This window comes from Streptomyces sp. Tek67B01 (assembly GCF_055231995.1).
Genome location: NZ_JBUYUY010000001.1, coordinates 6,272,789 through 6,298,557, shown reverse-complemented (window position 1 = coordinate 6,298,557; position 25,769 = coordinate 6,272,789). Strand labels below are relative to the sequence as shown.

30 protein-coding genes are annotated in these 25,769 nt (G+C 72.3%); 9 read left to right on the top strand and 21 right to left on the bottom strand.

Features of this window, described 5'->3' with window-relative positions; translation table 11 throughout:
* Nucleotides 1-20 precede the first annotated feature (20 nt).
* Nucleotides 21-662, top strand: a complete 642-nt coding sequence (locus ACV7NM_RS28445; protein ID WP_463412953.1) for a LysE family translocator — start codon at nt 21-23, stop codon at nt 660-662.
* 79 nt (nt 663-741) lie between these two features.
* On the opposite strand, the gene ACV7NM_RS28440 is transcribed toward ACV7NM_RS28445, so the two are convergent.
* Complete coding sequence (locus tag ACV7NM_RS28440; protein WP_463412952.1) at nt 742-1,053, bottom strand: hypothetical protein; 312 nt, start codon at nt 1,051-1,053, stop codon at nt 742-744.
* A gap of 92 nt (nt 1,054-1,145) precedes the next feature.
* Here ACV7NM_RS28440 and ACV7NM_RS28435 point away from each other — a divergent pair, with 92 nt between their 5' ends.
* Nucleotides 1,146-1,607, top strand: coding sequence for a hypothetical protein (locus ACV7NM_RS28435; RefSeq protein WP_463412951.1), 462 nt, complete (start codon nt 1,146-1,148; stop codon nt 1,605-1,607).
* A 74-nt stretch (nt 1,608-1,681) separates the two neighbouring features.
* Here ACV7NM_RS28435 and ACV7NM_RS28430 read toward each other — a convergent pair whose 3' ends face one another.
* Nucleotides 1,682-4,420 (bottom strand): DNRLRE domain-containing protein, encoded by a 2,739-nt coding sequence (locus tag ACV7NM_RS28430; RefSeq protein ID WP_463412950.1) that lies wholly within the window; start codon nt 4,418-4,420, stop codon nt 1,682-1,684.
* Between the two features lie 1,093 nt (nt 4,421-5,513).
* Here ACV7NM_RS28430 and ACV7NM_RS28425 point away from each other — a divergent pair.
* The 3 genes from ACV7NM_RS28425 to ACV7NM_RS28415 all read left to right on the top strand — a co-directional run bounded on the left by ACV7NM_RS28425 (nt 5,514) and on the right by ACV7NM_RS28415 (nt 7,081).
* Nucleotides 5,514-5,816: a hypothetical protein gene (locus ACV7NM_RS28425; protein ID WP_463412949.1), complete on the top strand. Its 303-nt coding sequence runs from the start codon at nt 5,514-5,516 to the stop codon at nt 5,814-5,816.
* A 128-nt stretch (nt 5,817-5,944) separates the two neighbouring features.
* A complete protein-coding gene (locus ACV7NM_RS28420; protein WP_463412948.1) occupies nt 5,945-6,406 on the top strand; it encodes a Crp/Fnr family transcriptional regulator in 462 nt (153 codons plus the stop codon).
* Nucleotides 6,407-6,637: 231 nt separating this feature from the next.
* Nucleotides 6,638-7,081, top strand: coding sequence for an SSI family serine proteinase inhibitor (locus tag ACV7NM_RS28415; RefSeq protein WP_168714306.1), 444 nt, complete (start codon nt 6,638-6,640; stop codon nt 7,079-7,081).
* Nucleotides 7,082-7,140: 59 nt separating this feature from the next.
* Here the strand turns inward: ACV7NM_RS28415 and ACV7NM_RS28410 are convergent, their stop codons facing one another.
* The 3 genes from ACV7NM_RS28410 to ACV7NM_RS28400 form a co-directional block, all read right to left on the bottom strand.
* The gene (locus ACV7NM_RS28410) at nt 7,141-7,983 is read right to left on the bottom strand and encodes a GNAT family N-acetyltransferase (RefSeq protein WP_463412947.1); all 843 of its coding nucleotides are present in this window, start codon (nt 7,981-7,983) and stop codon (nt 7,141-7,143) included.
* Nucleotides 7,984-7,992: 9 nt separating this feature from the next.
* Nucleotides 7,993-8,916 carry an ATP-grasp domain-containing protein gene (locus ACV7NM_RS28405; RefSeq protein WP_463412946.1) on the bottom strand — a complete coding sequence of 308 codons (924 nt, stop codon included), beginning with the start codon at nt 8,914-8,916 and terminating at the stop codon, nt 7,993-7,995.
* A 228-nt stretch (nt 8,917-9,144) separates the two neighbouring features.
* Complete coding sequence (locus ACV7NM_RS28400) at nt 9,145-9,594, bottom strand: hypothetical protein (RefSeq protein ID WP_463412945.1); 450 nt, start codon at nt 9,592-9,594, stop codon at nt 9,145-9,147.
* A gap of 183 nt (nt 9,595-9,777) precedes the next feature.
* Between ACV7NM_RS28400 and ACV7NM_RS28395 the strand changes: the two genes are divergently transcribed.
* Nucleotides 9,778-10,503 (top strand): SIR2 family NAD-dependent protein deacylase, encoded by a 726-nt coding sequence (locus tag ACV7NM_RS28395; RefSeq protein WP_463412944.1) that lies wholly within the window; start codon nt 9,778-9,780, stop codon nt 10,501-10,503.
* Nucleotides 10,504-10,597: 94 nt separating this feature from the next.
* Here ACV7NM_RS28395 and ACV7NM_RS28390 read toward each other — a convergent pair whose 3' ends face one another.
* The 15 genes from ACV7NM_RS28390 to ACV7NM_RS28320 all read right to left on the bottom strand — a co-directional run bounded on the left by ACV7NM_RS28390 (nt 10,598) and on the right by ACV7NM_RS28320 (nt 21,777).
* A complete protein-coding gene (locus ACV7NM_RS28390) occupies nt 10,598-11,095 on the bottom strand; it encodes a VOC family protein (RefSeq protein WP_463412943.1) in 498 nt (165 codons plus the stop codon).
* A 137-nt stretch (nt 11,096-11,232) separates the two neighbouring features.
* Nucleotides 11,233-14,793: a bifunctional glycosyltransferase/CDP-glycerol:glycerophosphate glycerophosphotransferase gene (locus ACV7NM_RS28385; protein WP_463412942.1), complete on the bottom strand. Its 3,561-nt coding sequence runs from the start codon at nt 14,791-14,793 to the stop codon at nt 11,233-11,235.
* A gap of 175 nt (nt 14,794-14,968) precedes the next feature.
* The gene (locus ACV7NM_RS28380) at nt 14,969-15,343 is read right to left on the bottom strand and encodes a hypothetical protein (protein ID WP_463412941.1); all 375 of its coding nucleotides are present in this window, start codon (nt 15,341-15,343) and stop codon (nt 14,969-14,971) included.
* A gap of 82 nt (nt 15,344-15,425) precedes the next feature.
* The gene (locus ACV7NM_RS28375; protein WP_463412940.1) at nt 15,426-15,875 is read right to left on the bottom strand and encodes a roadblock/LC7 domain-containing protein; all 450 of its coding nucleotides are present in this window, start codon (nt 15,873-15,875) and stop codon (nt 15,426-15,428) included.
* 71 nt (nt 15,876-15,946) lie between these two features.
* Nucleotides 15,947-16,744 (bottom strand): transcriptional regulator, encoded by a 798-nt coding sequence (locus ACV7NM_RS28370; protein WP_463412939.1) that lies wholly within the window; start codon nt 16,742-16,744, stop codon nt 15,947-15,949.
* On the bottom strand, nt 16,741-17,157 hold the full coding sequence (locus tag ACV7NM_RS28365) for a hypothetical protein (RefSeq protein ID WP_463412938.1): 417 nt from the start codon (nt 17,155-17,157) through the stop codon (nt 16,741-16,743). The genes ACV7NM_RS28370 and ACV7NM_RS28365 overlap by 4 nt, the downstream gene beginning before the upstream one ends.
* Before the next feature lie 336 nt (nt 17,158-17,493).
* Nucleotides 17,494-17,736 (bottom strand): helix-turn-helix domain-containing protein, encoded by a 243-nt coding sequence (locus ACV7NM_RS28360; RefSeq protein ID WP_401527456.1) that lies wholly within the window; start codon nt 17,734-17,736, stop codon nt 17,494-17,496.
* A gap of 153 nt (nt 17,737-17,889) precedes the next feature.
* Complete coding sequence (locus ACV7NM_RS28355; protein ID WP_463412937.1) at nt 17,890-18,324, bottom strand: gas vesicle protein K; 435 nt, start codon at nt 18,322-18,324, stop codon at nt 17,890-17,892.
* Nucleotides 18,317-18,541 (bottom strand): gas vesicle protein, encoded by a 225-nt coding sequence (locus tag ACV7NM_RS28350; protein ID WP_463412936.1) that lies wholly within the window; start codon nt 18,539-18,541, stop codon nt 18,317-18,319. Before ACV7NM_RS28350 ends, ACV7NM_RS28355 begins: the two co-directional genes overlap by 8 nt.
* Nucleotides 18,538-19,458, bottom strand: coding sequence for a GvpL/GvpF family gas vesicle protein (locus ACV7NM_RS28345; RefSeq protein ID WP_463412935.1), 921 nt, complete (start codon nt 19,456-19,458; stop codon nt 18,538-18,540). Before ACV7NM_RS28345 ends, ACV7NM_RS28350 begins: the two co-directional genes overlap by 4 nt.
* Complete coding sequence (locus tag ACV7NM_RS28340) at nt 19,458-19,823, bottom strand: gas vesicle protein (RefSeq protein WP_463414098.1); 366 nt, start codon at nt 19,821-19,823, stop codon at nt 19,458-19,460. The genes ACV7NM_RS28345 and ACV7NM_RS28340 overlap by 1 nt, the downstream gene beginning before the upstream one ends.
* 75 nt (nt 19,824-19,898) lie before the next feature.
* Nucleotides 19,899-20,144, bottom strand: a complete 246-nt coding sequence (locus tag ACV7NM_RS28335; RefSeq protein ID WP_136211207.1) for a gas vesicle protein GvpG — start codon at nt 20,142-20,144, stop codon at nt 19,899-19,901.
* Nucleotides 20,145-20,186: 42 nt separating this feature from the next.
* On the bottom strand, nt 20,187-20,906 hold the full coding sequence (locus ACV7NM_RS28330; RefSeq protein WP_463412934.1) for a GvpL/GvpF family gas vesicle protein: 720 nt from the start codon (nt 20,904-20,906) through the stop codon (nt 20,187-20,189).
* 3 nt (nt 20,907-20,909) lie between these two features.
* Entirely contained in the window at nt 20,910-21,368 is a 459-nt protein-coding gene (locus ACV7NM_RS28325; RefSeq protein ID WP_463412933.1) for a gas vesicle structural protein GvpA, read from the bottom strand.
* A gap of 28 nt (nt 21,369-21,396) precedes the next feature.
* A complete protein-coding gene (locus ACV7NM_RS28320) occupies nt 21,397-21,777 on the bottom strand; it encodes a gas vesicle protein GvpO (protein ID WP_463412932.1) in 381 nt (126 codons plus the stop codon).
* Between the two features lie 213 nt (nt 21,778-21,990).
* Between ACV7NM_RS28320 and ACV7NM_RS28315 the strand changes: the two genes are divergently transcribed.
* Together ACV7NM_RS28315 and ACV7NM_RS28310 are read left to right on the top strand one after the other, a co-directional pair.
* On the top strand, nt 21,991-22,977 hold the full coding sequence (locus ACV7NM_RS28315; protein ID WP_463412931.1) for a histone protein: 987 nt from the start codon (nt 21,991-21,993) through the stop codon (nt 22,975-22,977).
* Nucleotides 22,978-22,980: 3 nt separating this feature from the next.
* Nucleotides 22,981-24,081 (top strand): SRPBCC family protein, encoded by a 1,101-nt coding sequence (locus ACV7NM_RS28310; RefSeq protein WP_463412930.1) that lies wholly within the window; start codon nt 22,981-22,983, stop codon nt 24,079-24,081.
* Between the two features lie 74 nt (nt 24,082-24,155).
* Here the strand turns inward: ACV7NM_RS28310 and ACV7NM_RS28305 are convergent, their stop codons facing one another.
* A complete protein-coding gene (locus ACV7NM_RS28305) occupies nt 24,156-24,329 on the bottom strand; it encodes a CsbD family protein (RefSeq protein WP_463412929.1) in 174 nt (57 codons plus the stop codon).
* Between the two features lie 266 nt (nt 24,330-24,595).
* On the opposite strand from ACV7NM_RS28305, the gene ACV7NM_RS28300 reads away from it, so the two are divergent.
* Entirely contained in the window at nt 24,596-25,768 is a 1,173-nt protein-coding gene (locus ACV7NM_RS28300; RefSeq protein WP_463412928.1) for a PucR family transcriptional regulator, read from the top strand.
* Nucleotide 25,769: the final 1 nt, after the last annotated feature.

The window sequence follows — 25,769 nt, the reverse complement described above, 5'->3', positions numbered from 1 at the left end:
CGCGAGAGAAGATCACGCGCATGGTCGATCCCCAGCGGCTCATCGCCTTTTGCACCATGTCCTTGCTCTTGTCCGCCGTCCCGGGCCCGAGCGTGTTGTTCGTCGTCGGGAGGGCCCTCGCCCACGGGCGAAGGACGGCGCCGGCTTCGGTGTTGGGCAACGCACTCGGCGGCTACGCCTTGGTCATCGCCGTTGCCCTGGGAGTCGGCTCGGTGGTCGAGAGGTCGGTCGTGGTGTTCAACGCGATCAAGCTGGCCGGAGCCGCTTACCTGGTCTTCCTCGGTGTCAAGGCGCTACGGGCGAATTGGAAGAGCCGGACGGAGGCGGTGAGTTTCGCGTCGGCGCCGTCCCCTGGTAGGGGCTCGGTACGGGCCGGTTTCACGGTCGGGGTGACGAATCCGAAGAGCGTCGTCTTCCTCTCGGCGGTGCTGCCGCAGTTCGTCGACCGGGAGGCCGGCCACGTCAGCGTCCAGATGCTGCTCCTCGGGTTGGCCGGCGCGCTGTTGGCTCTGGTTTCCGACGGCTTGTGGGGGTTGACGGCCTCCGCCGCGCGCACCTGGTTCGGCCGGTCGCCCAAGCGGATGTCACTGATGGGCGGCAGCGGAGGACTGGCCATGATCGGGTTGGGCGCTGCCGTCGCCGTCAGCGGCCGCGCCGACTAGCCACGAAACCGCCGCGGGACCACTCGTTGACGGCCGCCACGAGTACGGTCGCCTCGTCTTGTGGTCCCGCGCAGGGGGCCTACGCGCGACGCGCGCAGGCGGTGGCGCACCGGCGGGCCGAGCGGGCCGTGCCTTCGCGGGCGGTCCGCAGGCGGCGCATGGCGGTGTGTCCGCGTCGCCGCCACTCGGCGCGGGGCAGCCCCGCGCGTTGTCCGCCGCCGGTGATCAGGGCGTTGACCGGGGCGTGCGGGTCGGCTGCCATCCCCTTGGCGATCAGGACCCCGACCACCAACGGGGCCAACGCCACGGCCAGCGCCGAACCGGCGATGGTCAGCTGCCGCAGGTGCGGGCGGTGCGGGCGCTGCGTGGGGCGCGCGGCTTCGTACGTCATGGCCCCATTCGATCAGCGCGAGGGGGGCGGGGAATCGGTGCGCGTACTCAGGCCGTTGGACGTGAGGTACTCAGACGGGATGGGTGGTGTGCGTGACGGACGGACCGGGCGGGCAGGGCTTCGAGGCGGCTACCGGGGACGGCCCGGCGCCACCGGCGGGCCCCGGGAGGGCGGCCGAGGTCCGGACGGCGTACGAAGGGCTGATGCAGATCCGCCGTCTGGTGAACGGTCCACCGGGCGCGGCGGTTCCCGCGCCGTGGGAGTTGCGTCAGGCGCCGCGCGCCGTGGCCCTCGTACTGGAGGCGGCGGGCATCGCGCCGTCCGAGGTGGACCCCGACGGGCGGCGCACGCGCACCGGATACCGGGTGGCGGCCGCGCCGGAGCCCGGCAGGGTGCGGGTGTCCTGGCTCGGCCCGCCGGGCGGGGGCGCGGCGGAGGAGGAGCAGGAGCGGCTGACGGACTGCGGGCGGGTGCTGGAGCGGCACGGATGGGAATGCCTGCTGTACCGAGGCCCCCGCCGCCGTCGCTTCCTGGAGGTCGAACCGCCCCGGTGAGCCCCGCTCGTTCGTCCCGGGTCAGGCGGTACGGGCCCGGGAGGAGCCCGTACCGCCTCGACCTCAGGGGCGGATCACGGCGCGCCGAAGGTCAGCGTCAGGCGGGGGGTGCCTTCGCCGGCCGCGGCTTCCGAGGACCACAGCCACAGGGCGTCCGTTCCGGTACTGGTCAGCGCCAGACCGTAGGGGGCGCCCAGGGCGGACGCGACGGTGGCCGTGTCCAGTCCGGCGGTGTGGACGGCCGAGCCGTCCGGGACGCCCGGGAAGGCGCCGAGGGCCGGGGCGCCCAGGCCAGGACGGTTGTCGTACGTCGTCGCGCCCTCGGTCCACGCGCCGGTGACCGGGACGACGGAGACGGTGTCCGTCGTGCCCGCGCCGCTCATGGTGCTGGTCTTCACGCTGAGCGTCGCGGACTTCAAGACCGTGCCCGCCGGTGCGGCGGGCAGGTCGAAGCGCAGGTAGCTCGTGTACAGCGAGGTCCCGCGGACGGCGAGGGAGCCCGAGGTCCCGTAGTTGGTGTCGGGCGCGCCCGCGTTGGCGTAGGTGTCCTCGGTCGCCGTGAGCTGCACGACCGAGTCGGCGGGCGCGGAGGCCAGGGCGTAGTGGTTGTGCACCTGCGCCGCGCTCAGCACGCTCGGGTACACGGCCGTCTCGTCGAGCAGACCGGCCCAGTAGTCGCTCGTCGGGCGGTCGGGCCAGGCGTTCAGGTTGTCGCCGCCCGCGTGCCAGTAGCCGGCGAAGTTCTCGTGCGTGGTGACGTTGAGGGTGCCCTTCTGGGCGCCGTCCACGTACAGGGTCATTCCGCCGGGGCCCTGGGTGGCGACGACGTGGTGCCACTTGTCGTCGTTGTACCGGTCGGTGCCCCCGGTGGTGATGGTGCGCGTGGCTCCGGTGTAGACGCCGTAGACCAGCCGGCCGTCATTGGTCATGTAGATGTGCTTGTCGTACTGGCTGCTGTTCCGGTCCTGGTTGTTGCCGAAGCCGACGAGCTTGCCGCCCCGGGTGGTGTTCGTCTTGAACCAGGTCTCGATGGAGTAGTTGCTGCCGACGGTCTGCCGTTTGTCTCCGTACACCTGGGTGTTGGCGCCGTTGAAGCCGATCGCCGTGCTCTGGTCGGTGAGCGCTCCGGGTGACTGGCGCAGCGCCGGTCCGTTCAGGTGGACGCCGCTCTGGTTGCCCGCGGCCGAGGAGTCGGCGACGAACGGCAGGGCCGACTCGTCGTAGCGCCAGTACTGCTGGGCGCCGTCGTCCCGGACCGCGTGGGGGTACGCGGCGACGGAGGTCGGGACGGTGACGGACGCGGTCGCGGACAGCGCGCTGGTGTTGCCGGCCGCGTCGGTCGCCGTCACCCGGTAGGTGTAGGACTGCCCCGCCGCGGCGGTGGTGTCCGTCCAGGAGGCCTGCGGTCGCCTGAAGAACAGCGAGTCGGCCGTGACCGTGCCGATCGGGGTCACCGAGCCGTTGCGGTAGATCCGATAGGTGAGGGCGCTGTCGTCGAGGTCGAGGCTGGTGCGCCAGCGCACCTGGACTTCGCCCGGTGCGAAGCTGACGGCGCTCGCGACGGGGACGGTGGGCGCACCGGTGTCGCCCGTCGAGGCGAAGCGGGTCAGGCTCTGTTGCCCGGCCCCGTTGACGGTGGTGAATTCGCCGCCGACCCACAGGTACTGGACCCCGGCCTTGGACCCCACCGTCATCACGCGCGGGCCGATGCCCTCGCCGATGCCGTCGTTGGTGTCGGGCGCCCAGCCCAACTTGCCGACGGAGGTGGTCGGCTCGGCCAGGAGGTGGTGGCGCTGACCGTCCGGGTACTCGCCGACGCTGGAGCAGTCGTGCGCGTGCGAGGCGCTGTACAGCACGTTCTGGTAGGGCAGCACGGCCTGGGTGGCGCCGAGGCAGGTGTCGCGCCAACGCTGGTTGAAGTCGCTGAGGTCGAGGGCGATGCGGCCGTCGAAGACCCCGCCGCCCGTGCCCTCGTTGCCGGTGTAGAAGCCGGTCGCGTCGGTGGCGATGTCCTTGACCACGGAGTTGGTCTCGATGAAGCCGGGGTAGGCCTTGGTGAGCGCGCCGCTCGTCGCGTCGACGACGGCCAGGGCGTGGGTGTTCGTACCGTTGACGGTGAAGAAGTCGCCGCCGAGTACGACGTTGGCGCCGTCGGGTGTGACCTCGACGGCGCGGCCCGGCTCGTCGGCGTCGGCGGTGAAGGGCTTGAGGGCGCCGTCGCTCGCGTCGACCGCCGCGAAACGCCTGCGGGGTTGGCCGGAGACGGTCTGGAAGTCGCCGCCCGCGTAGACGGTGTCGTCGGTGACGGCGAGGGCCCGCACGGTGGCCGCGAAGGCCGGCCGGAAGGAGGTCTTCACGGTGCAGCTCGCCACGTCGATGGCGGCGACGCTGGAGACGGGCGTGCCGTTGACGGCCCCGAAGTAGCCGCCTGCGTAGAGGGTCTTCTTGTCGGGTGAGAGCGTGAGCGCGCGGACGGTGGCGGTGCCCCCGCCGACGGTGAAGGACAGGGAGCAGGAGGTCGGGGCGCCGGTCGCGGCGTCGAGCGCCGCGAAGTTCACCGCGGACCGCTCGCTGCCGCCGGCGCCCGTCGGGGGGCGGACGGCCGAGAAGGTGCCGCCGACGAAGACCGTGCCGCCGGTCTCGGCGAGGGCCCAGACGACGCCGTTGGCCTGCCAGGTGGGCAACGCGTCGGCGGTGAAGGCCACGGGCGGGGTGACGGCCGCCGCCTGCGGGACGAGTCCGAGGCCGATGACGGTGCCGGTACCCGCCACGGAGAGTGCGAGAGCGGTGGCAAGCCCTCTGGATCTACGCATGAACCCCCCAGTTCGGTGTGCGTTCCACCGCGCGTGCGCCGCGCGGACAGGGCCGCACGACCAACCGGCCCGGGAACCGGGCCGACGGTCGTGCGTACGGGCGCACCCTAGGGCGGATCGCCCTGCCGGGCGCGGGACTTGACCTATCGGATGCCGAACCGGGCCCGGGGCGACGGATGGCCTCCCGGGTGGTGGCCGACGCGTCCGCGCTGGCGGTGGGGGCGGCGGCGCGGCTGAGGACACGGGCGCGGACGCCGCCGGACCGAAGCCCGCAGGGGCCCGACTCCCGACGGGCACGGGCCGCCGGGGGACTCCGCATGCGGTCATGCCACCGCCGCCAAGACGGCCGGCTACAGCCGGGCCGCGTCACGCCGACACCGTGGGCGGCGGGGGCGACTCCCGCGCCGGCCGTTCCGCTACGACGAGCAAGTCCGCCGAGTCCGGCGCGGACGACGGGCTACGGCCGGGCGGCCCCGCCGAACGCCCACGCCTGGGGCGGTCAGCTCCGGCCAGAACCGTTCCTGCCGCAGACGCGTTCCGGCGGGCCGGGGTGCGCCGACTGCGGCAGCCGCGCAGTGGGCCGCCGCCCCGGCGGGGCCACGCCACGGCCGCGGCGGCGCCGGGAGACCCAGTCGCCTCGGCCGAGTCGGTTACCCACCCGCGCGTCATACGGGCGTCAGCCGGCCCGACCACGCCCTCAGTCGGGCCCCGGCCCAGGGCGACCCAGCCGGGGCCGCACCACCGCCAGGGCACCGGGTCGTCCAGCCCGCTGCTGCCAGGCACAAGCGCCCTCTGGCCGACCCAGTGTCCGCCCTGCCCGCGCCACGTGGGCACCCCACGACCGGCGGCGGGCGGGCCGGGTACGGTCCGCTCCGGTGGGAGCGGCGGCGCGGGCCGGTCGGTGCCGGAAAGCCCGACCGCCCGGCGTCCGAGGGGACCGCCCGCGTCATGCGGACACCGCCGGGGGCGGCCCTGGGCCCGGGGCGGCCGGGTCGTTCCGGTGGGGGGAGCCGGGCGAAAACCGCCCCGGGGAGGGGCAGGCCGCTCTACCGTGCCCTGAGGGCGCGTTCGGCCCGGCACCGGAGGTGGGCGGATGGACGACGAAGAAGACATGCGGCTGGCGCGGATGACGCCGGAGATCTCCCGCCGGACCCTCGCGATGCTGCGCGGTCTGGCCGGGATGGAACCGCCGGAGCAGGTCCCCGAGGAGGCCATGATCGTGGCCGACGCGATCCTCGCCGAACACGGCACCGACGGCCTCCGGGTCCTGGTGATGACCCTCGCCGCCTGGGCGACGGCCCAGATCGAGAACGTCGCCGAACTGAGCCGGCGCAGCCACGAGGCGGTCCTCGACGCCATGGAGCTGGCCTGTCTGGAGGCCGGCGCCGAGGACTGAACCGGCCGTCACGGCCCGTGGCGGCACGGCACGCGGGCCGGATCGCGGCCTCGCACGACCCCTCGCGCCGGATTCGGCGACACTGAGGTGAGCAGCACCGTCGTGGGGGGTCGTGATCGGAGGCCGTCGTGAGCACACCTTCACCCATCAAGCTCGCCGCCGTGCTGTCCGCCGAGCACCGCGAGCGGCTCATGGCCCTGGCCCTCGAGGTCAATTTCCGCGAGGGTACCCGGATCTTCGACGAGGGCAGCCGGGCCGAGTCCTTCTGGATCGTGCGCTCCGGAACCGTCACGCTACAGCTCCCCGTCCCCGGCCGCCGCGCCACCCCCATCGAGAGCCTCGGCCCGGGCGAACTGGTCGGCTGGTCCTGGCTCTTCCCGCCGTACACCTGGCAGCTCAGCGCCGAGGCGATGACCCTGGTCCGGGCGTACCAGTTCGACGCGCCCACGGTACGGATGCTGATGGACGCCGACCCCACCTTCGGCTCCGCGATCGGGCACTGGGTCGGCCGCGTGCTGGCGACGCGGCTCCAGCAGACGCGCACCCGGCTGCTCGACCTGTACGCCCCGCGGATCGCCGCGACCCGCTGATTCCCGCAGCCCAGGACCCAGCCCCCGCCGCCCCGGCGGCCCCTGAAGCGGGTGTCTTCGGCCGTTTCACCGGCCCCCGTCCGCACAGGTCAACGGCCCGACACCGCTGCGGAGTGCACTCATTCGCTCACGAACGGTGACGCGATTTCGCGGCCCGAACGAGCGTTTGGGCGCCGCATGGGCGAGACTCGCGTCCGTTATCCGGCACGACAACCCCGAGGAGTGTTCGAAATGCGGTCCATCAGCAGGAGTCTGGGACTGGCTTCCGGAGCCATGGCGCTCACCGCTCTCACCGCACTGGCCGGGTCCGGCGCCGCCGACGCGGCGCCGACCGGAGCGGAAACCCTCTACGCCCCGTCGGCGCTCGTGGTCGCCGTCGCCTCCGGAGAGGACCCCGCCCAGGCCACGGTGATGCGCGCGGCCACGCTGGTGTGCGCTCCGCGGCCGGCGGGGACGCACCCGGACCCGGCCGCCGCGTGCGCCGAGTTGCGCGTGAACGGCGGCTCGCCGGACGCGCTGACCGCCCCGCGCGCGAACGTGCGGTGTACGAGGGAGTGGAACCCGGTGACGGTGACGGTCGACGGAGTGTGGCAGGGCGTCCGGATGAACTACGCGCACACCTTCGCCAACCCGTGCGAGCTGCGCACCAGCGAGGGCGTCCTGTTCCACGTCTAGGGCGTCCGGGGCGACAGGTTCCCGCCGGGCGGCGCCGTGCGACCGCCGTCCGGCCCGCGTCACCCCAGTTCGAGGCTCGTGACCCCGTACAGGCCGGACAGGTCGAGCGCCGGCGCCGGGCCGGTGTACATGCGGGCGGTCTCGAAGGTGGGCACCAGCCCCAGCCCGGCCAGTAGAGCGGTGGCGGTCGGGTTGGCGTCGGGCACGTCCACGGCGACCCGACCGCCGGGAGCGTGCCGCGACAGGCCGCGCAACAGGGCACCCGCGACCTCCGGGCCGGCCGCGTACAGCGGGCCGATCCGGGCGGCACCGCTGCCCGGGCGGACCACGCCGAGGCCCTCGACCCGTCCGTCCCGGACGGCGGCGAGGGCCGTCCGCCCGGGCAGCCCGGTCCACGCGGCGAGGAACGAGTCCCGGGGCTCCGGGAAGAACTGCCGGTCGTAGGCGGCGAGTTCCGCGAAGGGCAGGGAGGCGGCGTCCACCACCGACACCCCGCTGTCGTCCCCGGCCTCCGGAACCCCCTCGTAGCGGGCGTTGTTCCAGGTATGCCGGAACCCGGACGCACGGTAGTTGTCCTGCTGCTCCACCACCCCGTCCAAGCCGATGAGGCGCCCGTCGAGCCGCGCCATCCCGGCGTTCCACAGCCGTATTCCGTAGCCCTGGCCGCGCACGGCGGGCCGGGCGATGTAGAAGCCGACGAACCCGAAGCCGGCGCCGTAGCGGACCGCCGAGATGCAGGCCACCGGCTCCCCGTCGAGCCGCCCGACGAGGAACCCGCCGGGGTCGGCGACGGCGAAGGCGAAACGATCGCCGACGCCCGGGTTCCAGCCCTCCTCCTCGGCCCAGGAGCGGATGAGTTCCATGTCGCGGGCGCTCGCGCCGGTGATCTCGAAGCCGGTCATGCCGGTGTTCTACCAGACGCCGCCGCGGCCGCGCAGCCCCGCCGCCTCGGCCCGGCCCCCCGTCAGGAGGCCGACGAGGTCGGCCGGGTCGGCGTCCCGATGGATGTCGCTGACCTGCCCGTCCCCCACCTCCACGACCCGCAGGACGCCATCCGCGCGCAGTGCGAGGTCGGTGGTCACGAAGCGACAGTCCAGCGCCTCCACGGCCGGCCGTACCGGGCCCAGGTCGGGCGCCTCGACCTCGCCGGACACGCAGTCCGGATGGGCGGTGACCAGCCGGGGCGTCCCGTCCAGCCACCAGACCCGGATCTCCGCGGGCCCCCCGTCGGGCGCCACGAAGTCCTCGAATGCCCGTAGCACCACACCGCCGGCCAGATCGTCGCCCTGGAGTTCCACGAAGCGGCTCACCACCCGGTGCAGTGCTTCCGGTCGCCGGGTGTCGGGGACGTGGCAGGCCTGCGCCCACTCGTGCTTGCGGGACTTGACGTAGTCCTTGACGACTGCGGCGCGGGACGGGAGCCGGGCGGCGAGCGCCGAGAGCGCGGACGGGGCGGGTACCTCCCCCGGCGCCGTCGGCAGCCAGGCGCTGTACGGGGTGAGGTCGGCGAAGGTCGCGTACCAGCCGGGCAGTTCGTGCGCGCGCCGGTAGCGCTCCGGATCGACGGCGAGGTGCGCCCCGCGCTCGCGCAGGGCGGCGTCGAGCGCGGCGTACCGCGCGGCCGGGATCATCCAGCCCCGGTACCAGACGGCTCCGGCGCCGATGGGAACGCGGGACACCGCCCTCCCGGCGTCCCCGGCGAGGAGGGCGTCGTGGTCGAGGAGCAACACTTTCCCGCCGGCGACGCGCAGTTGCCGGGCCTCCCCCGCGAAGTGGGTGTCGGCCCGGCGCCCGTCCAGCGGGTCGGAGCAGTAGAGGACGGCGGTCGTCGGCATACCGCCCACCCTACGGACCGCCTCCCCGCCCGGCGCACCGGTTTTCCCCGGCCTGACCCGCTGGTCCCCCGGCCCTCCCCGGCCTCACCCGCTGGCCCCCCGGCCCTCCCCGGCCCTCCCCGGCCCTCCCGGCTCTCCCCGGCGCCGGCCCGCATGGAGGTCTTCCGGGCCGGCACGGAGCTCTACCCGGCCGGTGTGCGGCACGTCTCGGCACGGCGTCGAGCGGTCTCAGCCGGCGCAGATCACGTCGTCCAACCGGATCGGCCTGCTGTCGAGCCGTACGTACGCGGTGAAGGTGTCGGTGGCCCCGCCGTCCCAGTGGGTGGTGACGGTGGCCCAGCCGACGCCCGCGTTCTGGGCGACGGTGGCCGGCCCGACAGTGATCCGGTTGGGCTCGCTCCGGGCGCAGAGCAGTACGTCGGTGTCCGGGTAGTTCTTCTGCTTCTCCTTGAGCTGGGAAGAGACCCGGTGACGGCGGTCGTGCGCGGAGGGACCGTGGTGCCCGTAGAAACCGATCAGGAAACCGCTGATCTGGGCGGCGGTGTGCCGGTGGGCGCGGGCGGCGAGCTCGCCGAACGGAGGCGCGTCGGCCAGGGCCGGGGCCGCCGTCGCCGCGGGGAGCAGCAGGGCGGTCAGGGCGAGCAGCAGGGCGCCGGGCAGTTGAGGGGTGAGCTTCATGTGCGGTTTGTAGCCGTCCGCGCGGCCCGGCCGGGCGGGACGCGGCGGGGGCCTCACCCCAGTGGGGGCGGGATTCACCACTGTGGGCCCCGGGTCCGCACCCTGCCCGGCCGGGGTGCGCCGGACGCGGGCCCGTGCGAAACACGCTCGCGGTCCTCGGGGCCGTCTGCGTAGGGTCGGCCCATGGGGAAACCGCTCGTCGCAGTGTTCAGTGGGGCCGGGATGTCCACCGATTCCGGGATTCCGGACTATCGGGGGCCGCAGGGGTTGTGGCGGCGCGAGCCCGATGCCGAGAAGCTCGTCACCTACTCCTCCTACATGGCCGATCCGGAGATCCGGCGCCGCTCCTGGCTGATGCGGGCCGAGATCGGCGCCCTCGGGGCCCGGCCCAACGCCGCCCACCTCGCGGTGGCGGAACTGGAGCGCGGCGGGACCCCGGTGCGGGTGATCACGCAGAACGTGGACGGTCTGCAGCAGCTCGCCGGAATGCCCGCGCGCAAGGTGTTCGAGCTGCACGGCTCGGCCCGGTCGGTGGTGTGCACCGCGTGCCACGCCCGGTCGGGGATGGACGAGGCGCTGGCCCGGGTCGCCGCCGGGGAGCCGGACCCGGCGTGCCTCACCTGCGGCGGGATCCTCAAGGCGGCGACGGTGATGTTCGGCGAGCGGCTGGACCCCGAGGTGCTGGGGCGGGCCATGGCGGTGGCCAAGGGGTGTCAGGTGTTCGTCGCCGTCGGGTCGACCTTGCAGGTGCAGCCCGCCGCCTCGCTCGCCGGCATGGCGGCCGAGGCGGGGGCCCGTCTCGTCATCGTGAACGCCGAGGAGACCCCGTACGATCCCCTGGCGGACGAGGTGATCCGCGAGCCGATCGGGACGGCGCTGCCCGCGCTGCTGGCCCGGATCGGCGCCTGAGGCGGGGACCGGCCCGGCGCCCGACGCGTGTCCGAGTGGCTCCCGAGGGCTACGGACGGCTCCCGACGTCTCCCGGCCGGCCCCGGGGCCCCGGTCAGCCCGTGGTGTCGGCGGCGTCGGCGGCCCGGCGCATCCGAGCCACGTCCAGCTTCTTCATCGTCATCATGGCGGCGGTCGCGCGGGCGGCCCGTCCCGGGTCCGGGTCGGCGATGAGGTCGATGGCGCCCGGCGGGACCACCTGCCAGGACACCCCGAACTTGTCCTTGACCCAGCCGCAGGCCGATTCCTCACCGCCGTCCTTCGTCAGGGCGTCGTAGTAGTAGTCCGCCTCCGCCTCGTCGGCGCAGTGGATCTGGAAGGAGACGGCCTCGGTGAAGGGGAACTGCGGGCCGCCGTTGAGGCCGACGAACTTCTGCCCGTTGATCTCGAACTCGGCGATCAGCACCTCACCGACCGGGCCGGGGCCCGCCTCGTTGTAGTAGGCGGTGCGTCCGCGCTTGCCGTCCTTGAAGACGGACAGGTAGTAGTCGGCGGCGGCCTCCGCGTCGCCGTCGAACCACAGACACGTGGTGAAGCCGGTGCTGCTGCTCATCGCTGCCTCCAGAGTGGGTGCGCGGGACGGACCCGAGGTCCGGATGCCGTCCTACACATACAGACCGGTCCCCGGCCCACAATTCATCGGTGGGCCGGGGACCGGTCTGTGTCCCCTGTTCGTTTCACTCGTCCGCGCTACATGGCGAGCATCCGCTCGACGACGCGCTCGGCCGCGTGGCCGTCGTCCAGGTCGCAGAACTCGGCGCGGAACGCCGCTCGCGCCCCGGCGTGCTCGGCGGCGATCGCGTCCGCGTTCCGCACGGCCTCGATCAGGCTCGCGGAGTCGGCGATGAGCGGCCCGGGGGCCTTCTTCTCCAGGTCGAAGGTGAAGCCACGCAGGGTGTCGCGGTAGTGCTCCAGGTCGTACGTGAAGAGCAGGATCGGCCGGTCGGTCAGGGCGAAGTCGAAGATCGCGGACGAGTAGTCCGAGATCAGGACGTCGGCGACGAGCAGCAGGTCCGTGGTGTCGGGCCAGCGCGAAACGTCGACCACGAAGCCGTCCCGGGCTCCCTCGCGGACCTGCTCGTTCACCTTGTGGTGGCCCCGGATCAGCAGGACGTGGTCCTCGCCGAGCGCGCTGCGGGCAGCGTCGAGGTCGATCTGCAGGTCCAGCTTGTAGCCGTTCGACCAGCCCTCGCGGTTCTCACGCCAGGTCGGCATGTAGAGGACGACCTTCTTGCCCTCGGGCAGGCCGAGCCGCCTGCGGACCTCGGCGACGCGCTGCTCGTCCGGGCGGACGAGTGCGTCGGTGCGCGGGCTGCCGGACTCGACGATCTCGCCGTCGTAGCCGAGGGCGCGCTTGAGGACCGAGGTGGCGTACGAGCTCGGGGAGGCGAGCAACGACCACTGGGCGGCGTCGTGCCGCAGCGCGTCGAGCGCCTCGGGGCTCGTGTAGTAGTCGTGCAGGTAGTCGTGGCCGATCTGCTTCAACGGCGTTCCGTGCCACGTCTGGACGACGGTCTGGCCCGGGCGGCGGCGGAAGTGGTTCGGGACGCTGTCGTTGACGACGTAGTACCGGGCCCGGGCCAGGACGTCCCAGGCCTCCAGGCTGTCGTACTGGACGGCGCGGGCGGTCGAGGGGACCTCCGCGCGACCGTCGCGGACCAGCCAGACGTGGTCCAGCTTCTCGCCGCGCCGCACCAGTTCCTCGTGGATGGCGCGCGGCGAGTCGCCGGCGCCGTTCCCCTGGAAGGTCTCGTACACGACCATGTCCTTGACGGGCAGGGCCGACTGGGCCGGGTACGTGATGTCGCGGGCCACGCGCTGGGCGTACCGCGAGCGGTCGTGCGGGCTGATCAGCGGGTCGCTGACGAGCACCAGCCGGTCGTACAGACGGGCCTCGACGCGCATGCGGCGGCCGTCGGTGGTGACGTGGTGGGGTCCGGAGAACAGGACCGGCGGCAGGAGCTGGAGCGGTGCGCCGCGGTCCACGCCGAGCAGGCTCGCGGTGGTGCCGCCCTGGCTCACCGGGCGCAGGGTGGGCCACCAACGGCCGTGCGGGAGGGTGGCGCGCCCCGCGTACGCCTCGGGCAGGACCGGTTCGAAGGAGGCCTCGAAGCGATCACCGTCACGGGTGACGGGGTAGCTGAACTCCGTGCCGTGGTGGTTGTGCAGGACCAGCTCGTACGGCTCGTCGGCGGCGTCCCCGGGGGCGTGGAAGCTGCCGGCGAGGGTGAGGGTGCCGTTCTTGGACGTGACGGTGTCCACGAGGGGCGGCGAGGCCTGGACCGACAGGACCAGGTGGCCCGACGTCCCGCGCTTGGCGAAGACGGCGCGGCCGGTGGCGTCGTCGGGCACCGGCACGACCAGTCCCGTGAAACCGCCCCGCTCGTCGAGGACCAGGGGGTGCTCGGTGCCGTCGGCGCGGACGACGGCCAGGTTCCAGGCCTGGGGGCCCCACTCGCCGGGTCCGGGCAGCGGTACGTCCGCCAGCTCGGCCAGGCGCAGGACGGCGGTGAACGGAACGCGGCCGTTCACGGCGGCTTCGGCCGTGTCCAGCGGGACGGTCAGGGTGTTGTCGCTGCCGACGTGCGTCGCCCGCAGCGAGGCGCCCCGGCCGATCTCGGCGGACAGCTCACCGGACACCTCGACGGCGCCGTCCGCGGCGGGGACTACGTCCAGGGCCCGGGCGCGAACGACCTCGACCTTGATCGTCAGGGAGCCGGCGACGGTCGGGACGATCCGGACGTCGGGGGTCGCCCAGTAGGACGGCGGGTTGTGGCCGCTGTCGTGGTCGCCGCCCCTGAGGCGGGCGCGGTGCAGGCCGCCGGCGCCGGTGACGGCGATGGAGGTGGTCCACGTACCGTCGCTCCACGTACCGCCGGTCTGGAAGACCGTGGGGTCGACGACGGCGGTGAACCCGGCCCAGTCCGCGTGCCTCAGCGCGAGGTGCGGCTCGTGGACGGTGGCCATCGGCGAGGCGACGGTACGGGCCGTGACGACGCTGCGGCGGCGCTTGCCCTGCTCGCGGAAGACCAGCATCTTGCGGGAGCCCAGCCGGCTCTCGGCGCCCAGGTGGCCGGGCAGCGCGTAACCGCGCAGGAGCAGCTTGCCGTCGCTCCAGGCGGCCTGTTCCAGCCGGCTGACCACGCGGCGTTCGCGCGTGCCGAGGGTGAGCAGCTTGGGGGGAACGGGGGCGGTGAGGAAGGGGTAGTCGGCCTGCGGGCGGGCGAGACCCTTGACCGGCACGCTGTAGGAGTAGTCGCTCTGGTGCTTGTTGAGGGCGATGAACTCCTCGACGCGACCTTCCCGGGCGAGGTACGCCTTGAGCCGGTCGGCGACGGTGAGGTCGGACCAGGGCCCGGGGCCGATCTCCCGGACGAGGCCGCCGACCTCCTTGACGAAGGCCGCCCGGAAGTCGGCGCCGCCCTCCCCGACGTACTTGTAGATGAGCGGCAGCTCTTCGCTGAGCACGTTGTGGTCGTACTCGCGCAGGTAGCGGGCGTACTTCTCGCCCTGCTTGGCCTTGAGCGCGTCGCGCACCAGACGGATGGAGGTGACGCGGTCGATCACCGAGACCGGGTCGGTGGAGCGCTGGGTGATGGAACGCTCGCCGGTCTCGCGCACCCGCCAGTGGTAGACGCAGTCGCTGATCACGTCGACGCTGGTGGCGAAGTAGTGGGCCGGGATGCTGACGGGCGCGTCCTCGTAGAGGATGCCTTCCGGGTACTGGAAGCCGTGCTCGTCCCAGAAGGTGCGCCGGTAGACCTTGTTCCACGCGGTGCGGTCGGTGACCAGCGGCGCGAACTTGGAGATGTGGGTCTTCAGCCGCGTCGTGGCGAAGGGGGCGCGGTGTCCCCAGGACTGCTGCATGCCGACGGAGCGGAAGCGCTTGACGTTGCCGCCGGCGAAGTCGGAGCCCGTCTCGTCGAGGGCGTCGATCAGCAGCTGGTAGGCGTTCGTCGGCATGGTGTCGTCACTGTCGACGAAGGCGAGGTACTCGCTGCCCTCGGATATGTGACGGGCGCCGGCGTTCCGGGCGGCGCCCAGTCCGGCGTTCTTCTGCCGGACCAGCCGGAACCTGCCGTCCCGCGCGGCGAAGGCCTCGCCTATCGCGGCGCTGGCGTCGGTGGAACCGTCGTCCACGAGGACGACCTCGAAGTCATCGAAGGTCTGGGCGGCGATGGACTCCAGGCACTCGTCGAGGTAGAGCTCGACGTTGTAGACCGGTACGACGATGCTCAGGCGCGGGGGCATGGGTGGCAGGTTCTCCAGCTTTTTGCTTTGTTGATGATCAACCGATTAGAGCATCTTACTCGGTAACGGGATGATAAATTCCGCCCATCTCGGACATATCATCCCTGGTCGCCGGGCGGACGGCAAAGAATTCAACCGCCCGCCACCGCGCCGTCGCGACCCTCGCGGGTCCTCCTCAGATCTCCAGCTCGTTCTCGATCTTCTTGAGCTGGTGCCGCGCCATCGCGAGGTTGGCCCGTCCCCGGTCGAGTGCGAGGTAGAGGAAGAAACCGCCGCCGCTCCGCGCCTTCATCAGCCGGATCAGGTGATACTGGCTGCCCAGGGTGATCAGGATGTCCTCGATCTCGTCGTTGAGGCCGAGCATCTCCATCGTCCGCACCTTGGCCCGCACCACGTCCGTGTTGCCGGCCGCGGCGATCGCGAGGTCGAGGTCCTTGCCCCCGCCCACGGTACCGAGCGCCATGCCGCTGCCGTAGTCGACCAGCGCGGCGCCGAGCGCGCCGTCGATCGTGGTGGTGGCTTCCTTGAGGGCTGTCTCCACGTTGGCCATGAATGGTTCCTCTTTCTGCTTTCCCTGTGGGGGTGACTGGGTGGCTGTGCCGGGACGTCGATTCGGGGTGGTCGTACGGAACTCAGGACGAGGGCGCCTCGGTCGGCATGGGCGGGGCCACCGGGCCTCCGCGCCGACCCAGGGCGTACTCGACGAGTTCGGTGATGCGCAGGGTTGAGCGGCGGGCCTCCAGATGGAGCCGGCCCACGTTGACCCGCGGCTCGGCGATCAGGGTGAGGACGGCCGTCTCCCCCGCCGCGTAGGTGGCGACGTAGCCGTGCTCGCCGCGGACCAGCAGTTCCCGGAAGGCGCCCTGGCCGGTGCAGTCGCTGAGCCGCTGGGCCACACCGAGAGCCGCCGCGGTCAGGGCGGCGACGGATTCCGCTTCGGCGGCGGCGCTGTCGTGGGCGAGCACCAGACCGTCCGCGCTCGCGGCGAGCGCTCCGGTGAGCTGGGGAACGCGGGCGCGCAGCCGCCGGAGCTCCGCGCGTATCTCGGCTTCGGTCTCGGCGGTCACCATGACCGTGTTCATGTCGGCCGGCCTCCTTTCGGGCTGCCTGCGCTCGGAGCGGTCGGCGCGCAGGACCGGTCGCAGCGGGAGCCTCACAGGCTTGCCTCCAGTGCGTCGCGTAACCGGCGGAGCAGCGCCACGTCCGGGGATTGGGTCTGGGTCATCCAGTCGGGCAGGGGTGCCTCGGCGACCGGTGCCGGGGCGGGCTCGTGCGGGGTCTCGACCAGTCCGGCGGCCGCCAGCCTGCGGACGTCGAGCAGCGTGTGGAAGGCCGGGCGGCCCAGCACCCAAGCGAGGTCGGCGGGGGTGCGCACGCCGTCCGCCTGCCGGAGCAGGAGGCGCTGGCGGGCGGTGACCGTCTGGCCGGGGGCGGCCGGGCGGGGCACGACGGGGGCGGTGTCCAGTCGGGGGTAGGGCCACACCGCGTCCAGCAGTTCCCGGCGCCGGCAGGTCTCCCGCTCGACGGCGGCCGCGGGGACCGACCGGACCGAGCCGATCCAGTGGGTGGCCCCGCGCCGGAACCGGGAAGGCCCGCTGCCCGGCGAGAGGGCGAAGAAGGCGGCGTCGAAGATGGCGGCGAGGTGGCAGATCTCCAGTTCTCCGCCCGCCATGCCACCGCTGTCCACAAGGAACCGCGCGACCTGACGGCGGGCGCCGGCCTGGTTGACGGCCTCGTTCCAGCGTTCGGGGGCGAGGCCGCCGCCGGTGGTGAGGAGGACGCCGAGACCGGGCGTCGAAGGGCTCTCGGCGTGCACGATCCGGCCGTGCTCCAGGAAGAGGGTGCCCCGGTCGCGCAGGAGGGCGCCGGTGGCGCGCTCGGCGGCGAGGCGGGTGAGCAGGGGGGAGACGGCGGTCCCCGCGGTCGCCGGCGCGGCGGTCGTGGCGTTCATCTGAGCACCAGCCCCTCGGCGAGGGCGCGGAGCCTGTGTCGGGCGAGGGCCAGGTTGCCGTCGGCGCGATCGAGCCAGAGATGGAGGAAGACGCTGCTGTCGAAGCTGGTCTCGACGAAGCGCAGGACGTGGTACCCGGTGCGGGTGGTGACGATCAGATCCTCCACGGGCGGTCCGGCGGCGGCCCCTGGTCCCGCTTGTGCCCCCGCTGCCGGTTCCGCCGGGGCGAAGGACTCGTATTCGGCGGCCGCGCGGGCCAGTTCGGCCGTCTCGGCGGCGGTGGTCTCGTGGTCGCCGACCGGTGAGTCCCCCGCGGTGCCGAGGGCCAGTCCGCTGCTCCAGTCCACCAGCGCGGCGCCCCGCGCACCGGGCAGGGCCATGGCTTCGAGCAGACATTCGTCGATCCCGGGCACGCGGGCTCCCCTCCCGGCTGGACGTGCTGGGTGCACGGTCGTTCGGCGCGACAGGAGGGAACTTACTCAACTTCCACAGAGCGAAAAGGCGTTCTGGCATTTTCCGCTGGAACATGCACGGTCCGACGTGCCGGCTTGGCCGGATCGCGTCTGCTTCTGATCAAACCCAGCCTGATCGGACACAGTCTGATCGGCCACAGTCCGGTCAGACACAATCCGGTCAGACACAATCCGGTCGGCCACAATCAGGTCGAACGCAGTCTTGTCGAACGCGACCTGATCAACAGCGGCCGATCGAGACGCTCTTGTCGAGTCGATCCCGTCGAGTCGCTCTCGTCAAGAAGCCAGCGGCAAGTGCTCCGCGAGCCGGAACGCCCCGCCCTCGCGCCGGACATAGCCCTCGTGGCTGAGGGTGCGCAGCAGGTGGTAGACGGTCGGCAGCGGGATCCCGGTGATCCGCGAGAGCCGCTTGGCCGTCGCGCCGCCCTCCGCGTGCATCGCCTCCACGAGGCGCAGCGCCCGCTGCACCGAACCGATCAGAGTGGGTGCGCTGTCCTTGTGGATGTGGTCGGTGCCCATACTGAGTCCCCCTGCTCGGTTACGAGTCTGGCAAACCCATCAAAGTGCCTCACCGGCCGCAAAACCAGCCGACCCGCGTAAACCTGAGCATAAGATCAACCACCGCCCGCCGCCGGGCCGGACCAGGTCGATCGGCTCGCTCCCGACCTCCGTTCAGGTGCGGGGTGGGAGGAGGGGGCCGAGCGGGCCGAGGTCGAGGTTGAGGTCTTCGAGGGCGTAGCCGTGCTGGGCGCACAGGTCGGAGAGGCGGTCGTGGAGGGCGAGGAGCGTGGCCCCCAGTTCCTCCTCCTGCTCGTCCGTGAGGTCTCCCGCGTCCACACGGCGCAACGCCTGGCGTTCGATGAGCTGCCGCAGGAGTTCCACCAGGGTGAGGACGAGCTTGAGGAGGTCCTCCTCGACGCTGTCGCGGTCGGTGTACACGCGGTGGGCGGCCCTCGGGGGCCCCTCCTGGGGTGCGGGGGGTGCCTGGAGGAGCCGGAACGCGTGAGACATCGTGTCACCGACGTCCTGTAGATCGGGCTCGGGTGACCGCGAGGGCTCGGGTGGCCGGGAACGGTCCGGGCGCCGTCCGGGGCGTTCCTCACTCATCGCGGCGGCTCTCCCGGGCCTGACCGAGAGCAGGCGTCGTCTCCGAGCTGACGGACACGATGAGGGCGCGCAGGGAGATGCGGACGAGGTCGATGTCGGCGATGGACAGGACGATGTCGCCGGTGATGACCACCCCGCCGCTGAGCAGCCGGTCGAGGAGGTCCACCAGTGCCACCTGGCGCCCGGGCAGGGCTTCGTCGTGTTGCGCGAGGCTCATCGACCGTGCTCCCCGCCCTCGGCATCACCCTCGCGCTCGCCGTCGGCGTCGTCGCCCTCGCCCTCGTCGCCCTCGGCGGGAGGCGGGTCCTGTCGCTCGACGGGTGGCATGGCGAAGGAATAGGGCGCCCACGGCCCGGTCACTTCGACGCGGACACCGCCGAAGGTGCCGGCGGCGTCCTCGACGGCGGTCTTGAACTGCCCCGCGTACGCGTCGGGGACGAGGTAGGCGTCGTTCAGGACGTTCTGCGCCGACCCGGCCAGCTCTCCGCTCTGGGTCGGGTGACGAACGCGCTGCGAGGCGTAGTCGAAGGCCGCGGCTTCGACCAGGGCGGCGGCCGTCTGGGCCTGTCCGTACATGACCTCCACCGCGTTGTGCTGGGCCCTGCGGCGCCGTAGATAGGCCTTGCCCGGGCTGGTGGCGGCACCGGCCTCGGGCTCGGCCTCGGCTTCGGCACCGGCCGCGTCCGGGGCGGGGGCGAGGTAGAGCTTCACCCCGAATTCGGTGTGGCCGGTGAGCCGCTCCAGCCGTTCGGTGAACGTCCGGTACTGCTCGGACAGGGCTTGGCGGGCGCGCTCGTCGTCCTGGTAGACGGTGGCCATCCGCAGGGGCAGGACGGTGGTGTGGGCGGACAATGCCTGCACGACGTCGTGGTGCGCGCGGGCGACGCCCTCCAGCCACTCCAGGTCCTCGAAATGGTTCTTCAACGCGCTTTCGTCGAAATCTCGTCGTGGGACGTGGCCGGAGGCGAACGCCAGGGGCGACGGTGGGTCGCCGGGGCCGGCGGGGGGCGGCGCGGTGAGGAAGCGGACGGGTGAGCCGTAGATGCCCCTCAGGCCGGCCAGAGCCTCTTCGAGGTGTTCCGTGACGGGCGCCACGGCGTAGACGTAGGTCAGGGTTTCCTCGCCCGTGTTCATCACCGCCGCCCCCGCGTGGTGGCGCCGCCCTCGTCGCTTCCGGGTTCCTCACCGGTGGTGCGGGGTGGAATCCGACGGCCGTCGGGCCGTTCGCGCCGCAAGGCTTCGATTTCGGCGCGCAGGCGGCGGTTCTCCTGCTCCAGTGGGCTGCCGGTGTGCCGGGAGGAGAGGGAGGGGTCGTGTTCCCACCAGTCGATGCCCATCTCCTTGGCCTTGTCCACGGAAGCCACCAGAATCCTGAGCTTGATGGTCAGCAGCTCGATGTCCAGGAGGTTGATGCGGATGTCGCCGGCGATGACGATGCCCTTGTCGAGCACTCTCTCCAGGATGTCGGCGAGGCTGGAAGTGCTCTGCCCGTACGGCATGGGGGCGGCGCGGGACGGGACGGAGCCGAGTCGGCCGGGTAGTGGCTCAGACACGATGACGGCCTCGCTTCCCCATCACGGTCGCGCCCGGAATTCCGCGATCTCGTCGAGCCGGTCGAGCAGTTCGTCCTCCCGGCGGTCGAAGGCGTCCTGGTCGATCTCACCGCTCAGCAGGCGCCGCTCGAGGTCGGCGAGCTCCCGCCACACCGGGGCCGGGTCGTAGTACTCCTCCTCCGCCTCGTCCAGGACGCGCTGAGCGGCCCAGACGACGGCGCGCACCGGCGCGGTGGGGAGGGTGAACAGGTAGGTCAGCAGTCCCATGTCTCGCAGCCTCCCTCCGGAGGGTTTCCTCGGGCCGCCCGGTCATCCCACGAAGCTGTAGGGGGGCAGGGGGCCGTTGAGGCGGAGTTCGACTCCCTCTTCGAGTTTTCGGACGAGCCCGGCGTGGGCCGCCAGGAAGTCGTCCCGGTGCTCGTCGTCGACCAGCACCGAAAGGTTGAGGAAGTCGGGGCTGGACGGTGGACGGGTGACGCGCTCACGGGCGTGCGGAAGCAGTTCCCCGGCCAGTTCCGCGGCCAGTGCCTCTTCGCGTTCCCGCACCTCCCGGGCGACCAGTTCGCCCAGTGCGAGGGGCAGCTGTGGGTCGTTCTCGCCCGCGCGCATCCGCTCGTTCAGCGTCCTCGCTTCGGGCGAGTCGTGCAGGATCCGGCGCAGCAGCCCGTCCTCGTCCTGCCGGGTCGCCCTCACGTGGTATTCGGCGCAGCCGTCTAGTCGCCCGAGAGCGGCCAGGTACGCGTCGGCATTCTCTTCGAGGGCCTGTCGGACGGCCTGGTCGTCGGGGGCGACGTAACCGAATTGCAAGGGCAGGACCACCGCGTCGGCCATGAGCCGCTCCTGGACCTCCTGGTGGGTACGCAGGTCCCTGCGTTTGGGTCTGATGTCTTCGGAGACGTCGCTGACCACCGCGGACAGGGGCCCGGTGGTCAGGGTGCGCACGGGTGCGGGGTGGGAGCCGACGCCGGTCAGCCCGTCGAGCCGGTGCGGGTGGTCCTCGCCGGTGATCGCGTACACGTAGAGCGTCATCGGTCACTCCTTCTCCCGGCGCACCGGCCGCCGGGCGGGACGCCGTCGCCTGGGCACGGCCTCTTCTTCCTCGGCTTCCTCCTCCGGTTCCTCCGCCTTGCCGGAGCGGCCGCCCAGGGAGTCGGTGACGGCTTCGACGGCCCCGCTCAGCGCGCCCTTGGACTTGCCGCGGGCACCGCCTTCCATCATGGTCCCCACGACCTCGGGCAGCTGGGCGGGTGCCTTGCGGCCCGCTTCGAGGTCGAGCCGGTTGCAGGCCTCGGCGAAGCGCAGGTACGTGTCGACGCTGGCTACCACGATCCGCGCGTCGATCTTGATGAGTTCGATGCCCACCAACGAGACGCGGATGAAGACATCGATGACCAGGCCTCGGTCGAGGATCAGCTCCAGGACGTCGTAGAGGTTGCCAGAGCCGCCTCCGCCCCTGTTCACGCTGCCACCGCTCTGCGGCACCATGGTCATGGCGCCTCCTTTCCCGGGCGGCCTGCCCTCAGGTCGGCCGGTCGATCATGCCTCGGGTGTAACGGCGGGTCCGTTCGTAGGAGACCAGCCGGCCGTCGCTGTCCAGGGCGACCGCGTAGCTGGCCATCACGCTGGTCGTGTCGGGGACGCGCTCCAGTTCCATCACCTCGACCTGTGCCTGCCAGCCGTCTTCGGTCGGTTTGAGGGAGGAGACGGAGTCCGGTGTCCTGCCGATCAGTTGGGCCAGTTGCCCGGCTGCCGACCGCATCGCCGTCGCCGCGTCCGGAACGCCGGGCCGGCGCCCCGCGGGAGGACGGCGGCGCGGCGGCGGTCGTTCCTGCTCCTCCTCGCCGTCCTCGACGGGGCGGGGCCGGACTCGACGCGGACGTGCCGGTTCTGCGGCGGCCATAGGTCACTCCGGTGGGGGAACCGTGCTTGCCGAAACTACAATGTCATCATATAGGCACAGATCACCCTATTTGGGGTAGAGGCGGCACGGAGGCAGTCCGTGCGGAGTGGCCCATCGGCCGGCACCGCGCACGAAAGCCGCGCCTCCGCGGTTCGGACCGTTTCCCGAGCGGCATGACGACCGCCGAGCGCCCTGGTGAAGGGACAGCAGCTCATGGAGGACACGACCAAAATCGCCCTCGCGGCCGCCGTGGCCGGGGGCTATGTACTGGGACGCGCCAAAAAGGGCCGCCTCGCGTTCACGGCGGCGACCTATCTCGCCGGCCGCCGCTTCGGTCTCGAACCGGGCCAGCTCATGACCCAGGGCCTCACGAAGCTCAAGGAGATGCCGCAGTTCGCCGAGCTCGGCGACCAGCTGCGCGGGGAGGCCCTGGAAGCGGGCAAGAAGGCCCTGGGAGCCGCGGCCAACCGCAAGCTCGCCGACCTGGCCGATTCGCTGCAACAGCGCACCCTCGAACTCAACAAGGCGCAGGAGGACGAGGAGGAAGAGGAGCCCTACGAGGACGAGTACGAGGACGACGAGGAGGGCTACGCGGAGCCGGAAGACGAAGACGAGGAGGGCGAGGAAGAGGACGAGGAAGGCGAGGAGGACGAGGAGGAGGAACAGGACGAGGAGGAGCCGAAGGGGGCCGAGGACGAGGCAGAGGAGGGCTACGAGCCCGAAGAGGAGGACGAGGAGGAGGAAGAGGAGGAGGAAGAACCCGAGGAGGCACCTCCGCCCCGTAGGCGCGGCCGCCCTCCGACACGGACCCGCACCGCGAGCACTCCCGAAGCCCCCGCCCGAAAGACCTCCCGACGTGCTTCGCAGTCGGCGCGTGGTCCGCAGCCGGCGACTCCGGCGAAGAAGACCGCCGCCAAGAAGAGCGCGGCTCGTCCCTCGACCGCCAAGAAGAGCGCTCCCTCCAAGACCGCCGCCAAGAAGACGGCCAAGACGGCCAAGACGGCCAAGACGGCACCGGCCAAGAAGAGCTCGGCGCGTCCGCCCGCCCGCAAGGCCGCGGCCAAGAAGGCCGCGGCGCCCGCACCGGCCCGCAAGACTGCCGCGAAGAAGACGGCAGCGCGCACACCGGCCCGCAAGACTGCCGCGAAGAAGACCGCGGCCAAGAAGTCGGCAGGGCGCAAGCCGTCCACGCGGAGGTAGGCCATGGCACAGTCAGACCGCGCCGACACGCAGGAACCGAAATCAGGAATGGACCAGCTCTTGGAGGCGCTGCCCTCGTTTCTGGGCGCGCAGGCCCAGCAGCTGGCGGACAAGGCGTCCGACAAGTTGGGGGACGTGACCGACCAGCTCCAGGACGTGGCCGACGGCAGTGGGAAGTTGTCCGACGTCGCCGGCATCGGGGGACGGATGCTCCAGGGGGACTCGCCCCTGAAGGCCATGGCGGGGCAGGGCCTGGGAGACCTCAAGGACAAGGTGACCGGGCTCTTCGGCGGCAAGGGCAAGAAGGGCCGCAAGGGCGGCGGCAAAGTCATCAACATCGTCGAGTTCCTCGACGTGGGCCTGCCCCTGCGCACCGTGTACGACCACTGGACGCAGTACGAGGACTTCAGCGGCTTCGCCAAGGGTGTACGCGACGTCTCCCGCAACGACGACACCACCAGCGACTGGAAGGTGAAGGTCGGCCCCTCCACCCGTGCCTACAAGGCGACCGTCCAGGAACAGGTGCCCGACGAGCGGATCGTGTGGACCTCCGAAGGCGCCAAGGGAACCACCCGCGGCTGTGTGAGCTTCCACGAACTCGCGCCGTCGCTGACCCGGATCGTCGTGGTGGTCGAGTACTACCCCTCGGGACTTTTCGAGAAGACCGGCAACATCTGGCGCGCCCAAGGCCGCCGCCTGCGGTTGGACCTCAAGCACTTCCTGCGTCACGTCTCGCTCACCACGGACGAGCCGGAGGGCTGGCGGGGCGAGATCCGCGACGGCGAAGTGGTCCGCACCCACGAAGAGGCACTGGAGGAAGAGGAACAGGAAGGCGAGGAGGAGGGCGAGGAAGGCGAGGAGGAAGACGGATACGAGGCAGGCGGGGAGGACGACGAGCCCGACGAGGGCGAGGAAGAGGAGAACGAAGAGGAGGAGGACGACGGCGGCGAGGCCGCCGACGAGTACGAGGAGGACGGGGAGGACGAGTACGAGGAGGACGAGGAGCCCGAGGAAGAGGAGGCGGAGGGCGAGGAGCCCGAAGAAGAGGAGCCCGAGGAGGAGGACGAGCCGGTGCGCCGTCCGCGCCGCCATGCGCGTCGTTAGCCCGGCGGCATGACGGAAGGGCCGGCGAACGCCGGCCCTTCCGGGTGGCCCGTCGCGGGCCCGGGCGCTGCCCGTCAGTGCTTCAAGGTGTCCTTGGCCTTCTGGGCGGTCTGCTTCGCGTCGCCCGCCATCTGCTCGCGAGACCCCTTGGCCTCCAGGCTCTCGTTTCCGACGGCCCGACCGGTGGCCTCCTTCATCTTGCCCTTGGTCTTCTTGCCCACGTTCTTGACCTTCTTGCCTGCCGCCATCCTCGTCACCTTCCATGACCTTCCATGCCACTGTGCAGCGCGGTCCTGAGGGAGCACTTCGGCCTCGACCGGGGCCGGGCCCGTAGGTGAATTATCCGCCCAAAAGGTAAATTGCACATCCTTTACTTCGGGACGGATGCCGCCGGGTGTGGGGCGGGGCGGCCCCGAACCCGCACACTGTCGCGCCGGGGGGCCGGGCACTTCGACGCAGGCGGGCGGCTCCCGGGCCTCCCCAGCGCCCCCTCGCCCGTGTCACGCTGCCCGTCATGGAGCGGATCATCGAGGAGATACGCGAGGACTTGGGCCGCCGGATCGCCGTGGCGGCCGACCGGCTCACCGATCGGACGCCGGCCGAGGATTCCGAGTACGCCGCGCTGTTCGGGCGGGCGGAGCTGCGCGAGCGGCACCACCGTGTGCTGGAGCGGACGGTCGCGTCCTTTCTGCGGGTGTCGCGGGGTCTGCCATCGGACCCGGACGACGTCAGCGCGGCCGGGGCCGAGGGGGCGGCCGCGGCGGAGCGGGGCCTTCCGCTGGACTCGCTGTTGCACGGGTACCGGCAGGCCGGGCGGCTGCTGTGGCAGGTGCTGACCGAAGCGGTGGCCGCGCACGACCGGGCTTCGCTGCCGCGACTCCTGCCGGGGGCGACCGCGTTGTGGGAGGCGGTGGACCGGATGTCGGACGCGGCCTCCGAGGCTTACCGGCGGGTCGAAGCCGCGCGCGGCGACCGCGACCGGGAGCGCGGGGCGGCCCTGCTCGACGCGCTGCTCGACGGTACGGGGACGGCCTCGGGGGCCGCGGACGCCGCCGCCCGGCTGGGTCTCCCGGAGCGGGGCCGGTTCGCCGTGATCGCGTTCGGGCCCGGCGGGGCTCCGGCCGCCCCCGCGCGGGCCCCGGGCGACGGGCCGCGCGCGTGGTGGCGGGTGCGGGCCGATGGCGAGAGGGGTCTGGTGGAGTTGGGCCACCATCCGCTGGAGTCCGTACGGGACCTGCTCGCGCCGCCCGGCGCGCGGGCCGGGGTCAGCCCGGTGGTGGGGTCCCCCGGCGAACTGGCCGGCGCCCTCAGGTTGGCGGAGCTGGCCCTGAGCACCCTCCCGGCCGCCGGCGCGGCTGCCGGCGCCGCCCTGCTGGACGAACGGCTCCCGGCGGCCTTGGTCGCCGGGGACGCGGAACTCGCGGGCCGGCTGCGCCATGTGGTGTTGGGCCCCGTGCTGGCGCTGGCGCCGGAGGACCGCCGGGTGCTGCTGGCGACCCTGGGGACCTGGCTGGCCTGCCAGGGGTCGACCACCTACGCCGCGCAGCGCCTGTACTGCCACCGCAACACCGTCTCGAACCGGCTGCGCCGGCTGGAGCGGCTCACCGGTCGGTCGCTCTCCGATCCGGCGCAGGTGGTGGAACTGGCGCTGGCGCACGCGGCGGTGCTCCAGCACGCCACCGGCTGAG

Coding starts and splice junctions, on each gene's coding strand:
- ACV7NM_RS28445 (WP_463412953.1), top strand. CDS start 21: ATGGTCGATCCCCAGCGGCTCATCGCCTTTTGCACCATGTCCTTGCTC.
- ACV7NM_RS28440 (WP_463412952.1), bottom strand. CDS start 1,053: ATGACGTACGAAGCCGCGCGCCCCACGCAGCGCCCGCACCGCCCGCAC.
- ACV7NM_RS28430 (WP_463412950.1), bottom strand. CDS start 4,420: ATGCGTAGATCCAGAGGGCTTGCCACCGCTCTCGCACTCTCCGTGGCG.
- ACV7NM_RS28425 (WP_463412949.1), top strand. CDS start 5,514: ATGGACGACGAAGAAGACATGCGGCTGGCGCGGATGACGCCGGAGATC.
- ACV7NM_RS28415 (WP_168714306.1), top strand. CDS start 6,638: ATGCGGTCCATCAGCAGGAGTCTGGGACTGGCTTCCGGAGCCATGGCG.
- ACV7NM_RS28410 (WP_463412947.1), bottom strand. CDS start 7,983: ATGACCGGCTTCGAGATCACCGGCGCGAGCGCCCGCGACATGGAACTC.
- ACV7NM_RS28405 (WP_463412946.1), bottom strand. CDS start 8,916: ATGCCGACGACCGCCGTCCTCTACTGCTCCGACCCGCTGGACGGGCGC.
- ACV7NM_RS28400 (WP_463412945.1), bottom strand. CDS start 9,594: ATGAAGCTCACCCCTCAACTGCCCGGCGCCCTGCTGCTCGCCCTGACC.
- ACV7NM_RS28395 (WP_463412944.1), top strand. CDS start 9,778: ATGGGGAAACCGCTCGTCGCAGTGTTCAGTGGGGCCGGGATGTCCACC.
- ACV7NM_RS28390 (WP_463412943.1), bottom strand. CDS start 11,095: ATGAGCAGCAGCACCGGCTTCACCACGTGTCTGTGGTTCGACGGCGAC.
- ACV7NM_RS28385 (WP_463412942.1), bottom strand. CDS start 14,793: ATGCCCCCGCGCCTGAGCATCGTCGTACCGGTCTACAACGTCGAGCTC.
- ACV7NM_RS28380 (WP_463412941.1), bottom strand. CDS start 15,343: ATGGCCAACGTGGAGACAGCCCTCAAGGAAGCCACCACCACGATCGAC.
- ACV7NM_RS28375 (WP_463412940.1), bottom strand. CDS start 15,875: ATGAACACGGTCATGGTGACCGCCGAGACCGAAGCCGAGATACGCGCG.
- ACV7NM_RS28370 (WP_463412939.1), bottom strand. CDS start 16,744: ATGAACGCCACGACCGCCGCGCCGGCGACCGCGGGGACCGCCGTCTCC.
- ACV7NM_RS28360 (WP_401527456.1), bottom strand. CDS start 17,736: ATGGGCACCGACCACATCCACAAGGACAGCGCACCCACTCTGATCGGT.
- ACV7NM_RS28355 (WP_463412937.1), bottom strand. CDS start 18,324: ATGAGTGAGGAACGCCCCGGACGGCGCCCGGACCGTTCCCGGCCACCC.
- ACV7NM_RS28350 (WP_463412936.1), bottom strand. CDS start 18,541: ATGAGCCTCGCGCAACACGACGAAGCCCTGCCCGGGCGCCAGGTGGCA.
- ACV7NM_RS28345 (WP_463412935.1), bottom strand. CDS start 19,458: ATGAACACGGGCGAGGAAACCCTGACCTACGTCTACGCCGTGGCGCCC.
- ACV7NM_RS28340 (WP_463414098.1), bottom strand. CDS start 19,823: ATGCCGTACGGGCAGAGCACTTCCAGCCTCGCCGACATCCTGGAGAGA.
- ACV7NM_RS28335 (WP_136211207.1), bottom strand. CDS start 20,144: ATGGGACTGCTGACCTACCTGTTCACCCTCCCCACCGCGCCGGTGCGC.
- ACV7NM_RS28330 (WP_463412934.1), bottom strand. CDS start 20,906: ATGACGCTCTACGTGTACGCGATCACCGGCGAGGACCACCCGCACCGG.
- ACV7NM_RS28325 (WP_463412933.1), bottom strand. CDS start 21,368: ATGACCATGGTGCCGCAGAGCGGTGGCAGCGTGAACAGGGGCGGAGGC.
- ACV7NM_RS28320 (WP_463412932.1), bottom strand. CDS start 21,777: ATGGCCGCCGCAGAACCGGCACGTCCGCGTCGAGTCCGGCCCCGCCCC.
- ACV7NM_RS28315 (WP_463412931.1), top strand. CDS start 21,991: ATGGAGGACACGACCAAAATCGCCCTCGCGGCCGCCGTGGCCGGGGGC.
- ACV7NM_RS28310 (WP_463412930.1), top strand. CDS start 22,981: ATGGCACAGTCAGACCGCGCCGACACGCAGGAACCGAAATCAGGAATG.
- ACV7NM_RS28305 (WP_463412929.1), bottom strand. CDS start 24,329: ATGGCGGCAGGCAAGAAGGTCAAGAACGTGGGCAAGAAGACCAAGGGC.
- ACV7NM_RS28300 (WP_463412928.1), top strand. CDS start 24,596: ATGGAGCGGATCATCGAGGAGATACGCGAGGACTTGGGCCGCCGGATC.